Source organism: Brevundimonas balnearis (genome assembly GCF_042434805.1).
GTDB classification, from domain to species: domain Bacteria; phylum Pseudomonadota; class Alphaproteobacteria; order Caulobacterales; family Caulobacteraceae; genus Brevundimonas; species Brevundimonas balnearis.
Window position 1 is genome coordinate 363099 of record NZ_JBHLSW010000003.1, and the last position, 16894, is coordinate 379992.

General features: G+C 70.9%; 17 protein-coding genes. 9 read left to right on the forward strand and 8 right to left on the reverse strand.

Annotated features, from left to right (window positions below):
- Window positions 1-756 (reverse strand): SDR family oxidoreductase, encoded by a 756-nt coding sequence (locus tag ACFFGE_RS02895; protein WP_376834111.1) that lies wholly within the window; start codon window positions 754-756, stop codon window positions 1-3.
- A gap of 87 nt (window positions 757-843) precedes the next feature.
- Here ACFFGE_RS02895 and ACFFGE_RS02900 point away from each other — a divergent pair, with 87 nt between their 5' ends.
- Window positions 844-1188, forward strand: a complete 345-nt coding sequence (locus ACFFGE_RS02900) for an ArsR/SmtB family transcription factor (RefSeq protein WP_376834113.1) — start codon at window positions 844-846, stop codon at window positions 1186-1188.
- Here the strand turns inward: ACFFGE_RS02900 and aceB are convergent.
- From aceB to aceA, 3 genes are all read right to left on the reverse strand, one after another.
- Window positions 1167-2750 (reverse strand): malate synthase A, encoded by a 1584-nt coding sequence (gene aceB / locus ACFFGE_RS02905; protein ID WP_376834115.1) that lies wholly within the window; start codon window positions 2748-2750, stop codon window positions 1167-1169. The genes ACFFGE_RS02900 and aceB overlap by 22 nt on opposite strands.
- Before the next feature lie 158 nt (window positions 2751-2908).
- On the reverse strand, window positions 2909-3115 hold the full coding sequence (locus ACFFGE_RS02910) for a hypothetical protein (RefSeq protein WP_376834117.1): 207 nt from the start codon (window positions 3113-3115) through the stop codon (window positions 2909-2911).
- A 14-nt stretch (window positions 3116-3129) separates the two neighbouring features.
- Window positions 3130-4410, reverse strand: a complete 1281-nt coding sequence (gene aceA, locus ACFFGE_RS02915) for an isocitrate lyase (protein WP_376834119.1) — start codon at window positions 4408-4410, stop codon at window positions 3130-3132.
- Between the two features lie 147 nt (window positions 4411-4557).
- Here aceA and ACFFGE_RS02920 point away from each other — a divergent pair, with 147 nt between their 5' ends.
- From ACFFGE_RS02920 to ACFFGE_RS02940, 5 genes are all read left to right on the forward strand, one after another.
- Complete coding sequence (locus tag ACFFGE_RS02920) at window positions 4558-5976, forward strand: helix-turn-helix domain-containing protein (protein WP_376834121.1); 1419 nt, start codon at window positions 4558-4560, stop codon at window positions 5974-5976.
- Window positions 5977-6037: 61 nt separating this feature from the next.
- Window positions 6038-7564 (forward strand): exopolysaccharide biosynthesis polyprenyl glycosylphosphotransferase, encoded by a 1527-nt coding sequence (locus ACFFGE_RS02925; RefSeq protein ID WP_376834123.1) that lies wholly within the window; start codon window positions 6038-6040, stop codon window positions 7562-7564.
- Window positions 7564-9006 (forward strand): lipopolysaccharide biosynthesis protein, encoded by a 1443-nt coding sequence (locus tag ACFFGE_RS02930; protein ID WP_376834125.1) that lies wholly within the window; start codon window positions 7564-7566, stop codon window positions 9004-9006. Before ACFFGE_RS02925 ends, ACFFGE_RS02930 begins: the two co-directional genes overlap by 1 nt.
- Complete coding sequence (locus tag ACFFGE_RS02935; RefSeq protein WP_376834127.1) at window positions 9003-9941, forward strand: glycosyltransferase family 2 protein; 939 nt, start codon at window positions 9003-9005, stop codon at window positions 9939-9941. The genes ACFFGE_RS02930 and ACFFGE_RS02935 overlap by 4 nt, the downstream gene beginning before the upstream one ends.
- The gene (locus ACFFGE_RS02940; RefSeq protein ID WP_376834129.1) at window positions 9938-10876 is read left to right on the forward strand and encodes a glycosyltransferase family 2 protein; all 939 of its coding nucleotides are present in this window, start codon (window positions 9938-9940) and stop codon (window positions 10874-10876) included. The genes ACFFGE_RS02935 and ACFFGE_RS02940 overlap by 4 nt, the downstream gene beginning before the upstream one ends.
- A 231-nt stretch (window positions 10877-11107) precedes the next feature.
- Here ACFFGE_RS02940 and ACFFGE_RS02945 read toward each other — a convergent pair whose 3' ends face one another.
- Window positions 11108-11809, reverse strand: coding sequence for a P-loop NTPase family protein (locus ACFFGE_RS02945; protein WP_376834131.1), 702 nt, complete (start codon window positions 11807-11809; stop codon window positions 11108-11110).
- A 44-nt stretch (window positions 11810-11853) separates the two neighbouring features.
- Window positions 11854-13275, reverse strand: a complete 1422-nt coding sequence (locus tag ACFFGE_RS02950) for a GumC family protein (protein ID WP_376834132.1) — start codon at window positions 13273-13275, stop codon at window positions 11854-11856.
- Between the two features lie 135 nt (window positions 13276-13410).
- On the opposite strand from ACFFGE_RS02950, the gene ACFFGE_RS02955 reads away from it, so the two are divergent.
- Window positions 13411-14142 (forward strand): polysaccharide biosynthesis/export family protein, encoded by a 732-nt coding sequence (locus ACFFGE_RS02955; protein WP_376834134.1) that lies wholly within the window; start codon window positions 13411-13413, stop codon window positions 14140-14142.
- 108 nt (window positions 14143-14250) lie between these two features.
- On the opposite strand, the gene ACFFGE_RS02960 is transcribed toward ACFFGE_RS02955, so the two are convergent.
- Window positions 14251-14550 carry a sel1 repeat family protein gene (locus tag ACFFGE_RS02960; protein WP_376835199.1) on the reverse strand — a complete coding sequence of 100 codons (300 nt, stop codon included), beginning with the start codon at window positions 14548-14550 and terminating at the stop codon, window positions 14251-14253.
- Between the two features lie 165 nt (window positions 14551-14715).
- Window positions 14716-15435 (reverse strand): glutathione S-transferase N-terminal domain-containing protein, encoded by a 720-nt coding sequence (locus ACFFGE_RS02965; RefSeq protein ID WP_376834136.1) that lies wholly within the window; start codon window positions 15433-15435, stop codon window positions 14716-14718.
- A gap of 126 nt (window positions 15436-15561) precedes the next feature.
- On the opposite strand from ACFFGE_RS02965, the gene ACFFGE_RS02970 reads away from it, so the two are divergent.
- Together ACFFGE_RS02970 and ACFFGE_RS02975 are read left to right on the forward strand one after the other, a co-directional pair.
- The gene (locus ACFFGE_RS02970; RefSeq protein WP_376834138.1) at window positions 15562-15819 is read left to right on the forward strand and encodes a hypothetical protein; all 258 of its coding nucleotides are present in this window, start codon (window positions 15562-15564) and stop codon (window positions 15817-15819) included.
- Window positions 15820-15910: 91 nt separating this feature from the next.
- The gene (locus ACFFGE_RS02975) at window positions 15911-16855 is read left to right on the forward strand and encodes an RcnB family protein (protein ID WP_376834140.1); all 945 of its coding nucleotides are present in this window, start codon (window positions 15911-15913) and stop codon (window positions 16853-16855) included.
- Window positions 16856-16894: the final 39 nt, after the last annotated feature.

Below are 16894 nucleotides of genomic sequence, written 5' to 3' on the forward strand. Positions count from 1 at the left end.
CTAGGCGAGGAAGCCCTGGTCCAGCGTCAGGGCGGCCCCGGTGACATAGCGCGCCTCCGGTCCGGACAGCCAGGCGACCAGGCCCGCGATGTCCTTGCCCTCGGCGTAAGTCGGGATCGCCAGGAAGGGCGTCAGCATCTCCGCGATCGGACCGTCGGCGGGGTTCATGTCGGTGTCGACCGGGCCGGGTTGGACGACATTGGCGGTGATGCCGCGAGGTCCGAAGTCACGGGCCAGACCGCGCACCATGCCCTGCACCGCGGCCTTGGACGCGCCATAGAGGGAGCCGCCCACGATCGGCATCCGGTCGGCGTTGACGCTGCCGATGACGATGAAGCGACCGCCGTCCGGCAGATGGGCCGCCGCGCCCTTCGCGGCGGCGAACACGCCCTTCACATTGATGTCGAAGGTCCGCTCGTAGTCCTCGATCGTGGCCTGATCGACCGGCGCGAAGATCGCCACCCCGGCGTTGGCGACGATGATGTCGAGCCCGCCCAGGGTCGAGGCCGCCTCGGCGACCGAGCGTTCGACCGCCCGGACGTCGCCGGAGTCCGCCGCGATGGCGACCGCCTTGCGACCCGCGGCGACGATCTCGTCCACGACCGCGTGCGCCTTGTCGGGGCTGCTGACATAGGTGATCGCCACATCGGCGCCGTCGGCGGCCAGTCGTCTGGCGATCGCCGCGCCGATGCCGCGGCTGCCCCCCGTGACCAGGGCGCGCTTACCGGCGAGCGGGGCGTTCGAATTCTGCGTCATGACCGTGTCTCCCTTGGTTTGACCCGCGTCAGATGGGCGCTTTGTTCGGTAATTCAAGATCATCGAACTATTGAATATAGAGCGGGCATGTCCGATGTTCAGGGCATGCGTCCGTTCGTGCATCCGCCGGTCGAGGACATCACACTGTCAGGCGTGCTCTACGCCCTGTCCGACCCCGCGCGGCTGGCGATCATCCGCGCGCTGGCGGGCGCCGGAGACTGTCTGAGCTGCAGCCAGGCCGCGCCCGGGGCCCTGCCCAAATCGACCCTGTCGCATCACTACCGCATCCTGCGCGAGGCGGGGCTGATCCGGTCCGAGCGCCGAGGCGCCGAGGTGCGGAACACCCTGAGATGCCAGGATGTGGACCGGCGCTTCCCCGGCCTCTTGGCCAAGGTGCTCGAAGCGGCGGGTCAGTCCGCCAGTCGGGCGTAGGCCGGCAGGGTCAGGAACTCTTCGCAGGTCTCGGCGAAGCACAGCTCGGTGAACAGGCCGACCGCCTCGGCCAGGCGCGGCAGGTCCCGGGGCATCTTCGTCACCTCGTCATCGATCAGGGCGCGGACCAGCGCCTCCTCGACGATCCGGCCGTCGTCCAGCGGCGCGGCGTGCCTGAGCCATTGCCACACCTGGGTGCGGCTGATCTCGGCGGTCGCGGCGTCCTCCATCAGATTGTAGAGCGGCACCGCGCCCCGGCCCCGCAGCCAGGCCTCCACATACTGCACGCCGACACGGATGTTCTCGCGCAGGCCCGCCTCGGTGCGAGGCCCCTGGTGGATCTCCAGCAGGCGATCCCTGCCGATGTCCTGACCCGACAGCGGCCGGTCCAGCTGGTTCGGTCCGGGCATCAGACGGTCGAACACCTCCATGGCGACGGGGACCAGGTCCGGGTGCGCGACCCAGGTGCCGTCGTGACCGTTGCCCGCCTCCCGCTCCTTGTCGGCTCGCACCTTGGCGAAGGCGGCGTCGTTGGCGGCCGGGTCGTTCTTGACCGGGATCTGCGCCGCCATCCCGCCCATCGCGAACGCGCCGCGCCGGTGGCAGGTGTCGATCAGCTTAAGCGAATAGGCGTTCAGGAAGGCCTCGCCCATCGTCATGCGCGCCCGGTCCGGCGTCAGGAAATCAGGATTGCCGCCCAGTCGCTTGATCGTGCTGAAGATGTAGTCCCAGCGGCCACAGTTCAGCCCGACGATATGGTCCTTCAGGGCGAACAGGATCTCGTCCATCTCGAAGGCCGCGGTGATCGTCTCGATCAGCACCGTCGCCTTGAAGGTCCCGGCGGGCAGGCCGAGCCGGTCCTGAGCGCGGCGGAAGACCTCGTCCCACAGCGCCGCCTCCTCCATGCTCTCCAGCTTGGGCAGGTAGAACCATAGGCCGGACCCGGCGGCGCCGGCGGCATGGGCATTGTGGAAGGCGTAGAGGCCGAAATCGAACAGGGCGCCCGACACCACCTGGCCGTCCACCGTCAGGTGCGCCTCGGGCAGGTGCCAGCCGCGCGGCCGGACCTTCAGCACCGCGCGTTTCTCGTTCAGCCGATAGGCCTTGCCAGTTTTCGGATCGTCGTACGACAGCGTTCCGGCCCACAGATCCTTCAGGTTCACCTGCCCCTCGAGCTGGTTGTCCCAGGTCGGGCTGGTGGCGTCCTCGAAGTCGGCCATGAAGACCTTGGCGCCCGAGTTCAGGGCGTTGATCACCATCTTGCGGTCCACCGGCCCGGTGATCTCCACCCGCCGGTCCAGCAGCTCGGCCGGGATCGACCCGACCCGCCAGTCGCCGTCGCGGATGTGCGCGGTATCGGTCCGGAAGTCCGGCGTCTCGCCCGCGTCGAACCGCGCCTGCCGCGCATCGCGCGCCGCCAGCAGCTCCCGCCGCCGCCCGTCGAAGCGGCGGTGCAGGTCGGCGACGAACGCCAGGGCGTCCGGCGTCAGGATCTCCTCGGCCCTGCCCTCGACCGGACCGAGGATGCGGATGGCGCTGTCGTTCAGGGTGTCCAGGGGCATTCCGTAACTTTCTCCCTCCCCCTGATGGGGAGGGTGGCTGGGCCGCAAGGCCGAAGACGGGTGGGGCGGCTCGGTCGACCGAGTGTCTGTTTCGCCGAGCCCTCCCCACCCGGCCCTTCGGGCCACCCTCCCCATCACGGGGAGGGGGAGGTCAGGACTCACTCGTACCCGTGAGCGGCCTCGTTGATCACCAGGGGCGGCATGGCGTTGAAGTCGACGCTGACAGGCTGGGGGATCTTGTTCTGGAACGTCTTGATCACGTGTTCCAGCCGGCGGCGCACCTCCCGCTCCGCATCGGTGCGGTCGGTCAGGTTCAGCGGGGCCAGGCAGAAGTCGATGATGGCCGAGGCGTTGCTGGTCTCCATGGTCGTCTCTCCTGTCATTCCGCCGCGACGAACTGCGCGGTCTCGGTGGAGTCCTTGAGCGCGGTCGTGGACGACCGGCCCGACGAGATCACGGTGGCGACGTCGTCGAAGTAGCCGGTGCCGACCTCGCGCTGGTGACGGGTGGCGGTGTAGCCGATGGCCTCGTTGTCGAACTCGCGCTGCTGCAGTTCCGAATAGGCCGCCATGCCCCGGTCGCGATAGCCGGTCGCCAGCTCGAACATGCCGTTGTTCAGGCTGTGGAAGCCGGCCAGGGTCACGAACTGGAACTTGTAGCCCATCGCCCCCAGCTCGCGCTGGAACTTCGCGATCGTGGCCTCGTCCAGCTTGGCCTTCCAGTTGAAGGAGGGCGAGCAGTTGTAGGCCAGAAGCTTGCCCGGGTGCTCCTTATGCACGGCCTCGGCGAACTTCCTCGCGTCATCCAGGTCGGGGTGGCTGGTCTCCCACCACAGCAGGTCCGCATATTTGGCGTAGGACAGGCCGCGGGCGATGCAGTGGTCCAGACCCGTGCCGGGCTTGAGGCGGAAGAAGCCCTCCGGCGTGCGGTTGTCGCGGTCGATGAACGGGTGATCCCGCTCGTCGATGTCGGAAGTGATCAGCTGGGCCGACTCCGCGTCGGTGCGGGCGACCGTGAGCGTCGGCGTGCCGCAGACGTCGGCCGCCAGGCGCGCCGCGATCAGGTTCCGCTCATGCGCCTGGGTCGGGATCAGCACCTTGCCGCCCAGGTGGCCGCACTTCTTCTCCGAGGCCAGCTGGTCCTCGAAGTGGACGCCCGCGGCGCCCGCCTCGATGAAGGCCTTCATGATCTCGAAGCTGTTCAGCGGGCCGCCGAAGCCGGCCTCCGCGTCGGCGACGATCGGGGCGAACCAGTCGCGCCTGGCCCCGCCCTCTGCGTGCTCGATCTGGTCGGCCCGCTGCAGGGTGCGGTTGATGCGGCGGCACAGCTCGGGCGCGGCGTTCGCCGGATAGAGCGACTGATCGGGGTACATGGCGCCGGCGGTGTTGGCGTCGGCCGCCACCTGCCAGCCCGACAGATAGATCGCCTTCAGCCCGGCCTTGACCATCTGCATGGCCTGGTTGCCGGTCACGGCGCCGAGCGCGTTGATGTAGGGCTCCGAGTGCAGCAGCTCCCACAGGCGGTTCGCCCCGCGCGTGGCCAGGGTGTAGGTGATCGGCACCGAACCGCGCAGGCGCTGCACATCCTGCGGCGAGTACGGACGCTCGATACCGTCGAAGCGGCCGGCGGGGGACGGAACCAGATCGGCGAAGGTGGTCATGGCTGTGTCTCTCGATCAGGCGCCTCAACGCGCCGTTCGGGACAGGGAACATGCCGGCGGTCAAAACTGATACAGCGTAAGGCGGTTTGTCGGCGTCATCATGTCATGATATGACACCAGTTATCTGTCACATTGCGACTACGCTCCATGGCCGACCGTAAGCTGTTCCTCGGCGCCCGCCTGAAGCGTCTGCGGCGCGAGCTGACATTGACCCAGACGGCCATGGCCGCCGACCTCGGCGTCTCGCCCAGCTATCTGAACCACATCGAGCGGAACCAGAGGCCGGTGTCGGCCCAGCTGCTGCTGAAACTGGCGGAGACCTATGACGTCGATCTGCGGGCGCTGGGCCAGGCGGGCGAGGCCGGCGAGGCCGAGATCGCCGAGGCCCTGTCCGATCCCCTGTTCAAGGGCTCGGCCCCGCCTCGCCACGAGATCCTGCAACTGATCGACGAGGCGCCGGGGATGGCCGACGCCTTCCTCAGGCTGTACCGGGCGTACGCCGAGCGTCGCACGCGGGACCGGATCGACGCCGAGCGGGGCGGCGGGGTCGGCGATCACACCCCCGCCGACTGGGTGCGCGAGTTCGTCCAATTCCGGCGCAATCACTTTCCGGAGCTGGACCGGCTGGGAGAAGCCTTGCATGAGGCTCTGGCGGGCGATCCCGCGGGGCCGGAATCTTTCGAGGCGGCGGCGCGCGCCCGGCTGAAGACGCGTCACGATCTCAGCGTCCGCACCATGCCCGCCGAGGTGATGGTGGAGTGGACCCGCCGCTTCGATCCGCACCGGCGCCGGCTCCTGCTGTCGGAGACGCTGGGTCCCTCCTCCCGCGCCTTCGCCCTGGCCTATCAGCTGGCGCAGGTCGAGCACGCGGCCGAGATCAATGCGATGGTCGAGGCCGCCTCCCCGCCCGACGATCCGTCGGCGCGGCTGCTGAAGGTGTCGCTGACCAACACCCTGGCCGCGGCGATCCTGATGCCCTACGCACCGTTTCACCGGCTGGCGGAGGAGACGGGCTACGACCTCGGCCGGCTGCAGGCTCGCTTCGGCGTCTCGTTCGAACAGGCGGCGCACCGGCTGACCACCCTGTCGCGGCCTTCGGCGCGCGGCGTGCCCTTCTTCCTGATGCGGGTGGATCAGGCGGGCAATGTCTCGAAGCGGTTCGCGTCCGAGGCCTTTCCCTTCGCCCGGTTCGGCGGCGCCTGCCCCAGATGGCGGCTGCATTCGGCCTTCAGGACGCCGGGCCGCATCGTCACGCAGATCATCGAGACGCCGGACGGCGGCCGCTGGTTCACGCTGTCGCGCACCGTCGACCGTCAGGGCCGGGACGCCTTCACCGAGGGTCAGGATCTGGCCATCGGTCTGGGTTGCGAGCTCAAGCACGCCCACCGGCTGGTGCATGCGCGCGGCCTCGACCTGAGGAACCCGGACGTCACCCCCATCGGCCCCGCCTGTCGCCTGTGCGAGCGGCACCCGTGCGCCGAGCGCGCCGCCCCGCCCGTGGATCACGCCCTGGCGGTCGACGACTGGGCCAAGTCGGTGAGCCCCTATCCGTTCAGCCGCGCCTAGCCGTTAACGCGATCTGCACGGCGGCCGGTGCAGGGTTCGGCGAAATGACCCCTCGGACGGCATGACCTCCACGACGCCCGACATCCTGGCCCGGAAGGCCGTGGCCGAGCCCGCGCGCGGCGGCGCGGAGAAGACGCGCGAGGTCAGGTCCCCCGGCTCGCGGCGCGGGCCGTTCCGCCCCGAGATGTGGAGGAGTTTGCGCCAGCGGGAAGGCGTGCGCCTCGCGCCCCATCTGTTCCGCCTGATCGACCTCGCCCTTCTGGCGGCGGTGACCGTCGCCGTGCTCGCGCGCCTGGCGCCCGAGCTCGCGGCGGCTCCGCTGGCGCTGGCCGGGCCGCTCGCCCTGGCGGCGGCGGCGGCCGCCGCCGGCCTCAAGGCGAGCGGAGCCTACGCCTTCCGCAGCGCCCGGCCGGAGCTGCACCAGCTGGGACGCGCCGCGGCCGCGACCCTCATCGGCGCAGGGGCGGCCGGCGCGGCGTTCCTGTTCCTGGGGTCAGATACGGACGCGGCGGCCCTGTGGGCTTCGGCGGCCTTTCTCGCCCTAGGCGGGGCCCACCTGATCTATGCGGGCCTCGTGCGACGCTGGCGCGAGGGCGGGCTTCTGACCTCCAGCGTGGTGGTGGTCGGCGCCACCAAGGAGGCCGAGACCCTGATCACGCGGGCGCTGGAGCAGCGCCGGCTGGCGGTGCTGGGCATCTTCGATGACCGGCGCGGTCGTGCGCCGGAGAACCTGGCCGGGGTGCCCGTGCTCGGCGGCTCACAGGAGCTCCTGACCCACCGGCTGACCGCCTATGTCGACCGGATCGTCATCGCCGTGGCCCCCGCCGCCCAGGCGCGGGTGCGCGAGCTGATCACGCGGCTGTCCGCGCTACCGACCGAGGTCACCCTGCTGTTCGACCCGCGCGCCGACCAGGACCTGGACGCCGCGCTGGACCGCCTCGCAGGTCCCGCCTTCGCGCCGCTGGAGCCGGTCAACCCCGCTCGCCGCGCCTTCAACAAGCGCATGCAGGACCTGCTCATCGGCGGGCTGGCGCTGATCCTGCTGGCCCCCGTGATGGCGCTGGTGGCGCTGGCCGTGCGGCTGGACAGCCCGGGTCCGATCTTCTTCCGCCAGCGTCGCCATGGCTTCAACCACGAGGAGATCGTGGTCTGGAAGTTCCGTTCCATGCGCCACGAGGCCGCCGACGCCACGGCCGCGCGGCAGGTGACCTCAGACGACGACCGCGTCACACGGGTCGGCCGGTTCATTCGCGCCACCAGCCTGGATGAGCTGCCCCAGCTGCTCAACGTCATCACAGGCGAGATGTCGCTGGTCGGGCCGCGCCCGCACGCGGTGGGGATGAAGACCGGCGACGTGGAGTCCGCCAAGCTGGTCGCCGACTACGCCTGGCGTCACCGGATCAAGCCCGGCCTGACCGGCTGGGCGGCGATCCACGGCTCGCGCGGGCCGCTGCACACGCCCGAGGACGTGCGCCGCCGGGTCAAGCTCGACATCGAATACATCGAGCGCCAGTCCCTGTGGCTGGACCTGCGCATCATGGCCGTGACCCTGCCGGTGCTGCTGGGCGACCGGCTGGCGGTGCGCTGATGTTCTGGCGTGGCGTCTGGGGCTACCTGCCGGCGAACATCGTCACCGGCGTGACGGGCTTTCTGGGCCTGGTGGTGTTCACCCGCCTGCTTCACCCCGACGACTACGGCCGCTACGCCCTGGCCTTCTCGGTGATGACGCTGAGCCATGTGGCCGTGTTCACCTGGCTCGAGGCGGCCATGGCGCGGTTCTGGGCGGCCGAGCGCGGCCAGGCGCTGAAGGACCACTTCCACAGCCTGTACCGGGCCACGCTGACGCTCGCGGCGGTGTTCGTTCCGGTGGCGGCGGCGGTGATCCTCGCCCTGCCCGTCGACGGGCCGCTGAAGGCCGCGATCGCCGCCGGAGTCCTGGGCGCGCCTCTGAGATGCCTGAACAAGCTGGCCCAGGAACGCTTCCGCGCGTCCGGAGAGGTGGCCCGCGCCGCGACCGTGGACATCGTCACGGCCGTCGCGGGCCTGGCGATCGGCGTCGGCTTCGCCCTGGCGGGGGCGGGAGGCGCAGCGCCGCTGCTGGGCCTGACGCTGGCGCCGCTGCTGACGCTGCCGTTCGTGCTGCCGACGGAGTGGCGGCGCGGCCTGGGCGGACGATATCTGCGCGACCGCCTCGGGGCCTACGCGGGCTACGGCTATCCGATCGCGGCGGCCCTGGCCTTGTCGCTGGTGCTGGCCTCGACCGACCGGTTCCTGCTGGCCGCCTTCCTCGACGAGGCGGCGGTCGGCGCCTACCATGCGGCCTACAGTCTCTCGAACCGGACGCTCGACGTCATGTTCATCTGGCTGGGCTCGGCCGGCGCGCCGGCCCTGGTCATGGCGCTGGAGCGCTCGGGCCGGAAGGGGCTGCAGGTCGCCGCCCGCGAGCAGGCCTCGACCTTCCTCCTGCTGGCCCTGCCTTCGGCGGCGGGCCTGGCGCTGGTCGCCCGGCCGCTCGCGGAGATCATGATCGGCGACGAACTCCGGGTCGCCACCGCCTCGGTGACGCCGCTGATCGCGCTGTCGGCCCTGATGGCGGGCCTGACCACCTACTACTTCGGCCAGGCCTTCACCCTGGCGCGGAACACCCGGCGGCTGTTCGCGGCGATGGCCATCCCGGCCGTGTCGAACATTGTCCTGAACCTCTTCCTGATCCCGCTGTTCGGCCTGATCGGCGCGGCGCTGGCGACGGTGCTCAGCTATGCGCTGGGACTGGCGGCGACGCTGGTGCTGGGCCGTCGCGTTCTGGCGCTGCCGATCCCCTGGCGGGCGCTGCTGAGCTGCGGCCTGGCGACCGGCGTGATGGCCGTCGCGGTCCTGACGCTGCCCAGTCCCGGCGGATGGGCCGAGCTGATCCTCAAGGCCGGCGTCGGCGCCGGGGTCTACGCCCTCGCCGCCCTGGCCTTCGACGCCGGGGGGGTCCGGCGGCTGGCGCGCAGCCGGCTGAGCCGCGCGGTGGAGCAGCCCGCATGAGCCGGCGCGCCGCCGTCAGCCCGAGCTGGAGCAAGGCCAGGCCCGCCCTGTCGGTCCTGATCCCCTTCCTGCGCGACGACCCGTCGGACCTGATCGACCTGCTGGACGAGGAGGCGCAGAGCGTCGCCGGCGCGGTTGAGGTCATTCTTCTCGACGACGGCACGAATGACCGCGAGCTGACCACCCGGCTGCAGGCCCGGATGCGGGCGATGCGGCTGCCGGCCAAGCTGATCACGCTCGAGGTGAACGCGGGCCGGTCGCGGGGGCGGAATCGCCTGGCCGAGGCGGCCCGGGGCGGGAGCTACCTTTTCCTGGACAGCGACATGCGGCCGGACCACCGCCGCTTCCTGTGGACCTGGGCGGAGCTGGTGGCGCGGGAGGATCCGGCGGTCGCCTTCGGCGGATTCTCCCTGCTGCAGGCGCCGGACGAGCCGCGCTTCGCGGTGCACCGGGCCCTGTCCCAGGCGTCAGAGTGCGTCCCCTACGCCGTCCGTGCCAGGACGCCCGAGAAGTACGTCTACACCTCGAACCTGCTGGTCCGCCGGGACGTCTTCGCCGCCGAGGCCTTCGACGCGGAGTTCGCCGGCTGGGGCTGGGAGGACGTGGAGTGGGGCATGCGGGTGTCGCGCCGGCACCGCATCGTCCACGTGGACAATCCCGCGACCCACATGGGTCTGGACACCGTCGACGCGCTGGCGGGCAAGTACGCCCAGTCGGGCGCGAACTTCGCCCGGGTGGTCGAGCGCCACCCCCAGATCGTGGCGGGTTACCCCAGCTACCGTGCGGCGCGGCTGCTCAAGCGGCTGCCGCTGGCCCCGCGCGCGCTTCAGGGGCTGGCCCGCCGGCTCGCCGGGGCGGCCTGGGCGCCGGTGCGGGCGCGCGCCTTCTCTCTGAGGCTGTACCGCGCGGCGGTCTATGCGGAGGCGCTGAGGTGAGCCGGGACGTCGCCGTCATCGTGCCGACGCTGCGGCGGCCCGAGAGCCTGGCCCGAGCTCTGGCGTCGCTTCAGGCGCAGGCGGGGGTCGCTGATCGGCTGGCGGAAATCGTGGTGGTCGATAACGACCCCTCCGGATCGGCCCAGGCGACCGTCGGAGCGGCCGCGGGCCCTGTCCCCTGCCGCTATGTGCACGCGCCGGTTCCGGGCGTGGCGACGGCGCGGAACGCGGGACTCGCCGCGACGGACGCGCCCCTGATCGCCTTCCTGGACGACGACGAGGCGGCCTCCTCCGGCTGGCTGAAGGCGCTGCTGGCCGCTCGGGCGACCACGGGAGCGGACGTGGTGTTCGGGCCGATCCAGGGCCGGGTCCCCGACGGCGCGGCGTGGCTCAGGCCGTATCTGGAGCATTTCTTCGGGCGTGAGGGGCCGTCGGAGGACCGGCTTGTCGAGGAGCCCTTCGGCTGCGGCAACAGCCTGATGGTGCGGGCGACCGCCCTGCCCGGCCCCGCGCCGTTTGACGTCGGGGCGGATCACGCGGGGGGCGAGGACGACGCCCTGTTCGCGGCCCTGAAGGCGCGCGGCGGCCGCTTCGGCTGGGCGGCGGACGCCTGGGTCGAGGAGTTCGCGCCCGCGCACCGGGCGACGCTGGCCTATGCCCTGACCCGCGCCTTCGCCTATGGCCAGGGCCCGAGCCAGACGGCGTGGCGGCGCAAGGACCCGCTGGGAGTCCTGAAGTGGATGCTGGTCGGCGGCGCGCAGGTCGTGGTGTTCGGACTCGCGGCGGGATGGGCCTTCCTGACCCGCGACCCGCGCCGCGCCTGGCGGCTGGACCGGGCCGTGCGCGGGCTTGGCAAGGTCCTGTGGATGCCCGGGCTGGAGCCCGCCTTCTATGGACAGGCCGAGATGAAGCGGCTGGCCCGGGCGGGGTTTTGAGACGGTCGCAGAGCGCGTCTCTATCGTCTCAAAAGTCTCAAAACCGGCTGTCGGGTCGTCCGCGCCGCTGGTGGCGAGTGGCAGACTAACACGCCGCCGAGGGACCGAAGGTCTGATTCCGCGCGAAGGCTTCAGGCGGATCGCGGTCCTGCGTCCGATCCTCGGGTGGGAGCTTGACCCGCATGCGGGGCATGCGGACGGCCCGAGGATGGCGGGGGAAGAGAGGCGCGATCACCGCGCCAGGCCGCGCAGCAGTTTCGGCGGTTCGTAGGCGAAGCGGTTCATGACGACGCCGGCGATGCGGCCGCCGGCGCTCTCGATCAGGTCGCGCAGGGCCGCGGCCTGGGCCGCCGGGGTGCTTTCGGCGGCGATCACCAGGACGTTCAGATCGACCAGCGGAGCCAGCGTCACGGCGACGTCGCTCCGGTCGGCGGCGGGCGCGTCGATGACCACGGTTTCCGCGTGACGGCGCATGGCGTCCCAGTAGGCGGGCTCGGCGGAGGTCTCGATCCGCTGGCCGGACCTCAGGGCCTCAGCGCGGAAACAGGTGATCCACAGGCGGCCGCCCAGCGCCGAGCGAGCGCTGAACAGGCGGCCGGGCGGGACTTCGCGGCCGTCGCGGGTCTTCACCGGCGGATGGACCGAGAAGAAGGTCGAACCGTCCGGGGTCGCCGCCGCCGGCTGGCCCAGCCGGCCGAAGCGCTCGGGCTCGGCCCCCACGGCCTCCATTTGCGAAGGCTGGGCCAGGTCGGCGTCCACCAGCCAGACCGGCCGTCGCGCCCGTACCGCCGCCAGCCGGGAGAACTCGCGCGTGACGGTGGAGACGCCCTCCCCGCTGGTCGCCGAGACGAACTGGATGACCCGGCCCCGACGCGCGGGGGCCGGGCCGAGCGCCGCCCACAGGGCCGCCATCTCGGACGTCAGGTCGACCATCGAATCGCCACGCGCACTCTGGGTCACGCCTCAGGCTAACACTTTCACGACTTGACCGGAGCGACCGCGAGCACGGGCAGGCCGAGCGTGCGCTCCGTCGTGCCGACGGTGGTCAGGCCCCTGCGCGTGAACACCCGCACCAGCCCCACGCAGACGGCGGTGAAGGCGGCGAACAGGAAGACCAGCGCCAGAAGCGGCGCCTTCAGGCTTCGGCCGCGGGTCGGGGTGGCGGCGCGGGCCAGAACGGTGATGGAGTCCGCCCCCTCCGCCGCCAGATTGTTCTCGGCCTGGCTGCGGGCCTCGCGCTGCTGGAACTCGCGGATGGAGGCGGTCAGGACCTCGCGGCTTGAGGCCAGGGTCGCGTTCTCGGACTCCAGATCGGTCAGCTCGGCCTGGCGCTGGCGGATCTGGACCAGTTGGCGGTCCAGAGCGGCGAGGCGGGCGGCGAGAGAGTCGCGCTCGGCCTGGGTGTTGATCCGCGTGGTCTCCAGCTCGACCCAGACCGGGTTCGGCCCCAGCCGGACCTCGCGCGCGCCGACGGCCGTGCCGGTGTCGACATAGGCCTGCAGCTGGGCGATGCGGGTCTCGATCTCGCGCACCGGCTGGGCGTCGGGCTGGTAGCGGGACAGGAGCTGCTCGCGCTCGGTGCGAAGCTGCAGGATCTGGTCCTGGGCCGAGATGTTCAGGTCCTGCTGGAGCGCCACCTCCGCCGGGGTGATCGCCTGCTGGCCCTCCAGCGTCGTCAGCCGCTGGCGCGCCTGGTTCAGCTGGGCCTCGATCGACAGCCGCTCGGCGAAGACGGTCTGGTAGGTGGCGGCCAGCGCGGCCTTGGCGGCGGTGAAGTCGCCGATGTTGTTGGTCCTGAGGAAGGTCTCGTAGGCCGCGTCGGCGTCGGCCAGATCGTCCTCGAACCGCAGGCGTTGTCCGCGCAGCAGCGGCGTGGCCGGGTCCTGGAAGATGTCGCGCCGGTACAGCAGGTACTGATCCACGGTGGCGTTCAGAATGCGGGCGGCGCGCTCGGCGTCCTCGTCCTCATAGGTCAGGTCCAGGATGCCGCTGGTGGGCGTCATGGCGACGTTGAGCCGATTGGAGAAGGCCCGGAGCGCCTGGACCTCGGTCCCCGGCTCGCCCAGCACCCCCTCAACGCCGACGGTGCGCACCACCCGCTGGGCCAGGGCCTGGCTGTTCAGGATGGTGGTCTCGGACTGGGCCACCTCGCCCGGCTGGGGCAGGTTGAAGGGCGGGGTCTCGCCCACGCGGGGCTGATAGACGTATTCCTGGCCGATGCCGACGAAGAGGCTGGCCTGGGCGGTGTAGGTCTTCTTCAGCGTCAGGACGGCCGCCGCGCCGATGGCGAACACCACCAGGAAGACGACGATCATCAGGACCGTCTCGCGCAGCATCAGGCCGACGACGTCCCAGAACCCGTAGCGCGGGCGTGCCGTGGCGTAGGCCGGGGTGCGCATGGGTGAACAGCGAATCCGCGAGACGAAGGACTGACGCCACAGTCCGGCGCCGCCGTTAACCACTGGTTACCCATGATCGCCGAACGTCCCTGGCGACGGGAGGAATGCCCGGCGGCGAGTCGTTTTGGAGTGGCGATGCTGGATCGGCGGATGATGCTTCTGGCCCTGACCGGGCTCAGCGCGACCGTCGCGGGCTGCGCCAGCTCCGGCCCGCCGGCTCGACCCGCGGGCGCGCGCGTCGTGACGCAGGCCGGCGCCTTCCCCGACATCGGCTTCGCCGACTGGACCGACGCGGAGCCGGAGTATCTGCTCTATCCCGGCGACCAGATCGACGTGGCCACGCCCACGGCGCCGGAGCTGAACCGGCAGGTGACCCTGGGGCCGGACGGTCGTATCGCCCTGCCCCTGATCGGCCAGGTGATGGCGGCGGACCGCAGCCTGTCGGAGCTGGAGGGGGCGCTGTCGAGCGCCTACGCCAGCCAGCTGCGCCGGCCGGTGGTGGAGGTCACCCTGCGCCAGGCGACGCCGCTGAAGGTCTGGGTGGACGGAGAGGTGCGAACCCCCGGCGTCTATGACATGCCCGGCGACATCGACGCCTATCAGGCGATCGTCCAGGCGGGCGGCTTCCTGCCCGGCGCGCGCCAGGACCAGGTGGCGCTGATCCGCAGGGGCCCGGGCGGCGTTCGAATGATGCGGCCGATCGATCTTCGGCCCCGGCGCGGCGAGGTGGTGGCGCTGAGACGCTCCGACATCCTGTTCGTGCCGCGCACGACGCTGGCGGAACTGGCGGTCTTCTTCAGCCAGATCCGCGACGCCCTGCCCATCGGCTTCAACTACACGATCAACGGGCAGTACCAGCAGTTCTAAGGGCGTCACTGCTCGGCTCGCGGAGCCTCGCTGCCTGGGCGCCATCAGCCTGCGCCAGAACTCGCGCTCACACAGCGAGCGACCGCGTCGCGAGCGCAAAGAAGATGTTCAGGCCGCGAGCCGCACCACGCCGTTGTCGATCCAGCGGCGCGCGGCGCGCTGGGCCTCGGCGATGTCGTCGCGATCCATCTCCTGGCTGAGCTCGCGGCGATAGATCCGCGCCTCGATCGAGCCCTTCAGGGCCGCCAGGTTGAAGATCATGTGGGCGGAGACCCGGTCCATCGGGCAGCCGCCCTGGCCGGTCGAGTACATCAGACCCAGCTTGAACAGGTCGTCGCCCGTCATGTCCGGGGTCGGCAGCGGCAGAGCGTTGTCCTCGGCCGGGATCGTCGTGTCTTGAGCCACCATCATGTGCCCTCCTGCGGCGTCGTTCTGACGCCCGTTGCACATGATCAAATACCGTCGCTCTTGCAGCGAGGTTAACGGCGGCGTTGACGAAAAATATTCTGAGTAAAGCGATGGTGAATACTTCGAACGGCATTCACCACCGCGCAAGACTCATGACCGGCGCGTTTACCGGGCGCGCTGGCCGAACAGGACCTTGCGCGCCTCCTCGGCGGCCTTGCCCGAGGCGGCGAGATTGGCGCGCAGCTCTTCGCCGACCGCCCGCCCCTTCTGGACCGCCGGGCGGGCCCCGACCCGCTCATGCCAGGCCTTCAGGTGGGGGAACTCATCGAGGTTCTGGCCCTGATGCTCCGGAAGGATCCAGGGCCAGGCCGCCATGTCGGCGATGGAGTAGTCGCCGGCCAGGTACTCGCGATCCTTCAGGCGGCGGTCCATCACGCCGTAGAGCCGGTGGGTCTCGTCTGTGTAGCGGCGCACGCCGTAGGCGATCTGGCGCTGGTCCTTGATCAGGGCCGGGGCGTACTGCCGGAAGTGGTGGGTCTGGCCCGCCATGGGGCCCAGGCCGCCGACCTGCCAGAACAGCCACTGGTCGATCTCGGCCTTCTCGCGCGCGGTCTGCGGATAGAAGCGGCCTGACTTGAGCCCCAGATACTGCAGGATCGCGCCGGACTCGAAGATCGACAGCGGCCTGCCGTCGTCGCCCTCGGGATCGACGATGGCCGGCATGCGGCCGTTGGGGCTGATGGCCTGGAACTCCGGCCTGAACTGCTCGCCGACGCCGATGTTCACCGGCTTGAGCGCGTAAGGCAGCTCCATCTCCTCCAGCGCGATGGAGATCTTCCAGCCGTTCGGCGTGGGCCAGTACCAGAGTTCGATCGGGGCGGGCATGGGCAGCTCCTTGAAGCGTCAGCGTGGCCGTTGAGGTGGGCGACGGGCGTGCGCCCCGCAACCGTTCAGGCCATGTTCAGGGCCGGTCGCTACCCTCGCGCCGCTCAAGTGTGTAAGGAGCTCGCCATGAACACGACCCGATCCGCCGTGCTTCTGGCCATCGCCATGGCCGCCGCCGCAGCCGCCCCGTCGCTCGCCGAGGCGCAGGAGAAGCGCGAGTGGCGCGAGCAGCGGCCTGCGCCTCGGCGGGAGGCCCCACGCCAGGAGAACCGCGAATGGCGGCAGGAACGGCGTGAGCAGCGTCAGGAGGCCCCCGCTCCTCGCCCCGAGAACCGCGAGTGGCGTCAGGAGCGCCGCGAGGAGCGGCGCGAGCCCGAGGCCTGAGGGCGACGCCCGGGCCGTTCAGACTGGGTTCATCCCGCGCCCGCCACCGTCCGATCGATCGCCAGGTGGGGCCCGGCAGGACGAAAACGACATGAAGACATGGCTGATGATGGCCGCGGCCACGGGCGCCTTCGCCCTGCCAGCCGCCGCCGCCGCGCCCGCGCTGGCCCAGGACGGCGACCGCGCTGAACGCCGCGAGCAGCGGCAAGAGCGTCGCGAGGAGCGTCGCGAGGCCCGGCAGGGCGGACAGGCTCGGGGCCCCGAGCTGCGTCAGGAACGGCGCGAGGAGCGACGCGAAGCCCGGCAGGAGCGTCGTGAGGACCGCCCGGAGGCTCGCCAGGAGCGCCGCGAGGACCGTCGCGAGTTCCGCCAGGAGCGCCGCGAGGATCGCCAGGACTTCCGCCAGGACAGGCGGGAGGACCGGCGCGAGTTCCGACAGGATCCGACGCCGAACCGTCCGGAGTTCCGGCAGGAGCGCCGCGAGGACCGGCGTGAGTTCCGCCAGGACCGCCGCGACGACCGCCGGGACTTCCGCCAGGACAGGCGGGAGGACCGCCGGGACTTCCGTCAGGACCGGCGTGATGATCGCTGGGATCGCCGGGACGATCGCCGCGACTTCAGGCAGGACCGCCGCGACGATCGGCGCGAGTACCGCCGCGATCGCCGCGACTATCGCGAATTCCAGCGCAGCTGGAACCGCGACCGCTGGCGCTCGGACTGGAGCCGCCGCCACCGCGACGACTGGTGGCGGTCGCACACCTGGTTCCGCAACTACACGGGGCTGCGGGTCGGGTTCTATTTCGCGCCGGGCTATGGCTACTATCAGGTTCCGCGGAACTACTGGGGAATCCGCTGGTCGGCGGGTGACTATCTGCCGTCGATCTTCTGGCGTTACCGCCTCAGCGACTGGAACTACTACGGCCTGCCCTATCCGCCGGCGGGTACGCGCTGGGTCTATGTCGACAACAACGTCTATCTGATCGACGAGTACGACGGCTACATCCTGGACGTCGTCTGGAACGTCTGGCGCTGGTGATCCCGGCGACAGCGAGCTGAAGGCGGGGCGGTCCGGAGA

What these genes read in the sequence shown, in the direction of transcription:
- ACFFGE_RS02895 (WP_376834111.1), bottom strand. Translation starts at nt 756, where the DNA reads ATGACGCAGAATTCGAACGCCCCGCTCGCCGGTAAGCGCGCCCTGGTC.
- ACFFGE_RS02900 (WP_376834113.1), top strand. Translation starts at nt 844, where the DNA reads ATGTCCGATGTTCAGGGCATGCGTCCGTTCGTGCATCCGCCGGTCGAG.
- aceB (WP_376834115.1), bottom strand. Translation starts at nt 2,750, where the DNA reads ATGCCCCTGGACACCCTGAACGACAGCGCCATCCGCATCCTCGGTCCG.
- ACFFGE_RS02910 (WP_376834117.1), bottom strand. Translation starts at nt 3,115, where the DNA reads ATGGAGACCAGCAACGCCTCGGCCATCATCGACTTCTGCCTGGCCCCG.
- aceA (WP_376834119.1), bottom strand. Translation starts at nt 4,410, where the DNA reads ATGACCACCTTCGCCGATCTGGTTCCGTCCCCCGCCGGCCGCTTCGAC.
- ACFFGE_RS02920 (WP_376834121.1), top strand. Translation starts at nt 4,558, where the DNA reads ATGGCCGACCGTAAGCTGTTCCTCGGCGCCCGCCTGAAGCGTCTGCGG.
- ACFFGE_RS02925 (WP_376834123.1), top strand. Translation starts at nt 6,038, where the DNA reads ATGACCTCCACGACGCCCGACATCCTGGCCCGGAAGGCCGTGGCCGAG.
- ACFFGE_RS02930 (WP_376834125.1), top strand. Translation starts at nt 7,564, where the DNA reads ATGTTCTGGCGTGGCGTCTGGGGCTACCTGCCGGCGAACATCGTCACC.
- ACFFGE_RS02935 (WP_376834127.1), top strand. Translation starts at nt 9,003, where the DNA reads ATGAGCCGGCGCGCCGCCGTCAGCCCGAGCTGGAGCAAGGCCAGGCCC.
- ACFFGE_RS02945 (WP_376834131.1), bottom strand. Translation starts at nt 11,809, where the DNA reads ATGGTCGACCTGACGTCCGAGATGGCGGCCCTGTGGGCGGCGCTCGGC.
- ACFFGE_RS02950 (WP_376834132.1), bottom strand. Translation starts at nt 13,275, where the DNA reads ATGCGCACCCCGGCCTACGCCACGGCACGCCCGCGCTACGGGTTCTGG.
- ACFFGE_RS02955 (WP_376834134.1), top strand. Translation starts at nt 13,411, where the DNA reads ATGCTGGATCGGCGGATGATGCTTCTGGCCCTGACCGGGCTCAGCGCG.
- ACFFGE_RS02960 (WP_376835199.1), bottom strand. Translation starts at nt 14,550, where the DNA reads ATGGTGGCTCAAGACACGACGATCCCGGCCGAGGACAACGCTCTGCCG.
- ACFFGE_RS02965 (WP_376834136.1), bottom strand. Translation starts at nt 15,435, where the DNA reads ATGCCCGCCCCGATCGAACTCTGGTACTGGCCCACGCCGAACGGCTGG.
- ACFFGE_RS02970 (WP_376834138.1), top strand. Translation starts at nt 15,562, where the DNA reads ATGAACACGACCCGATCCGCCGTGCTTCTGGCCATCGCCATGGCCGCC.
- ACFFGE_RS02975 (WP_376834140.1), top strand. Translation starts at nt 15,911, where the DNA reads ATGAAGACATGGCTGATGATGGCCGCGGCCACGGGCGCCTTCGCCCTG.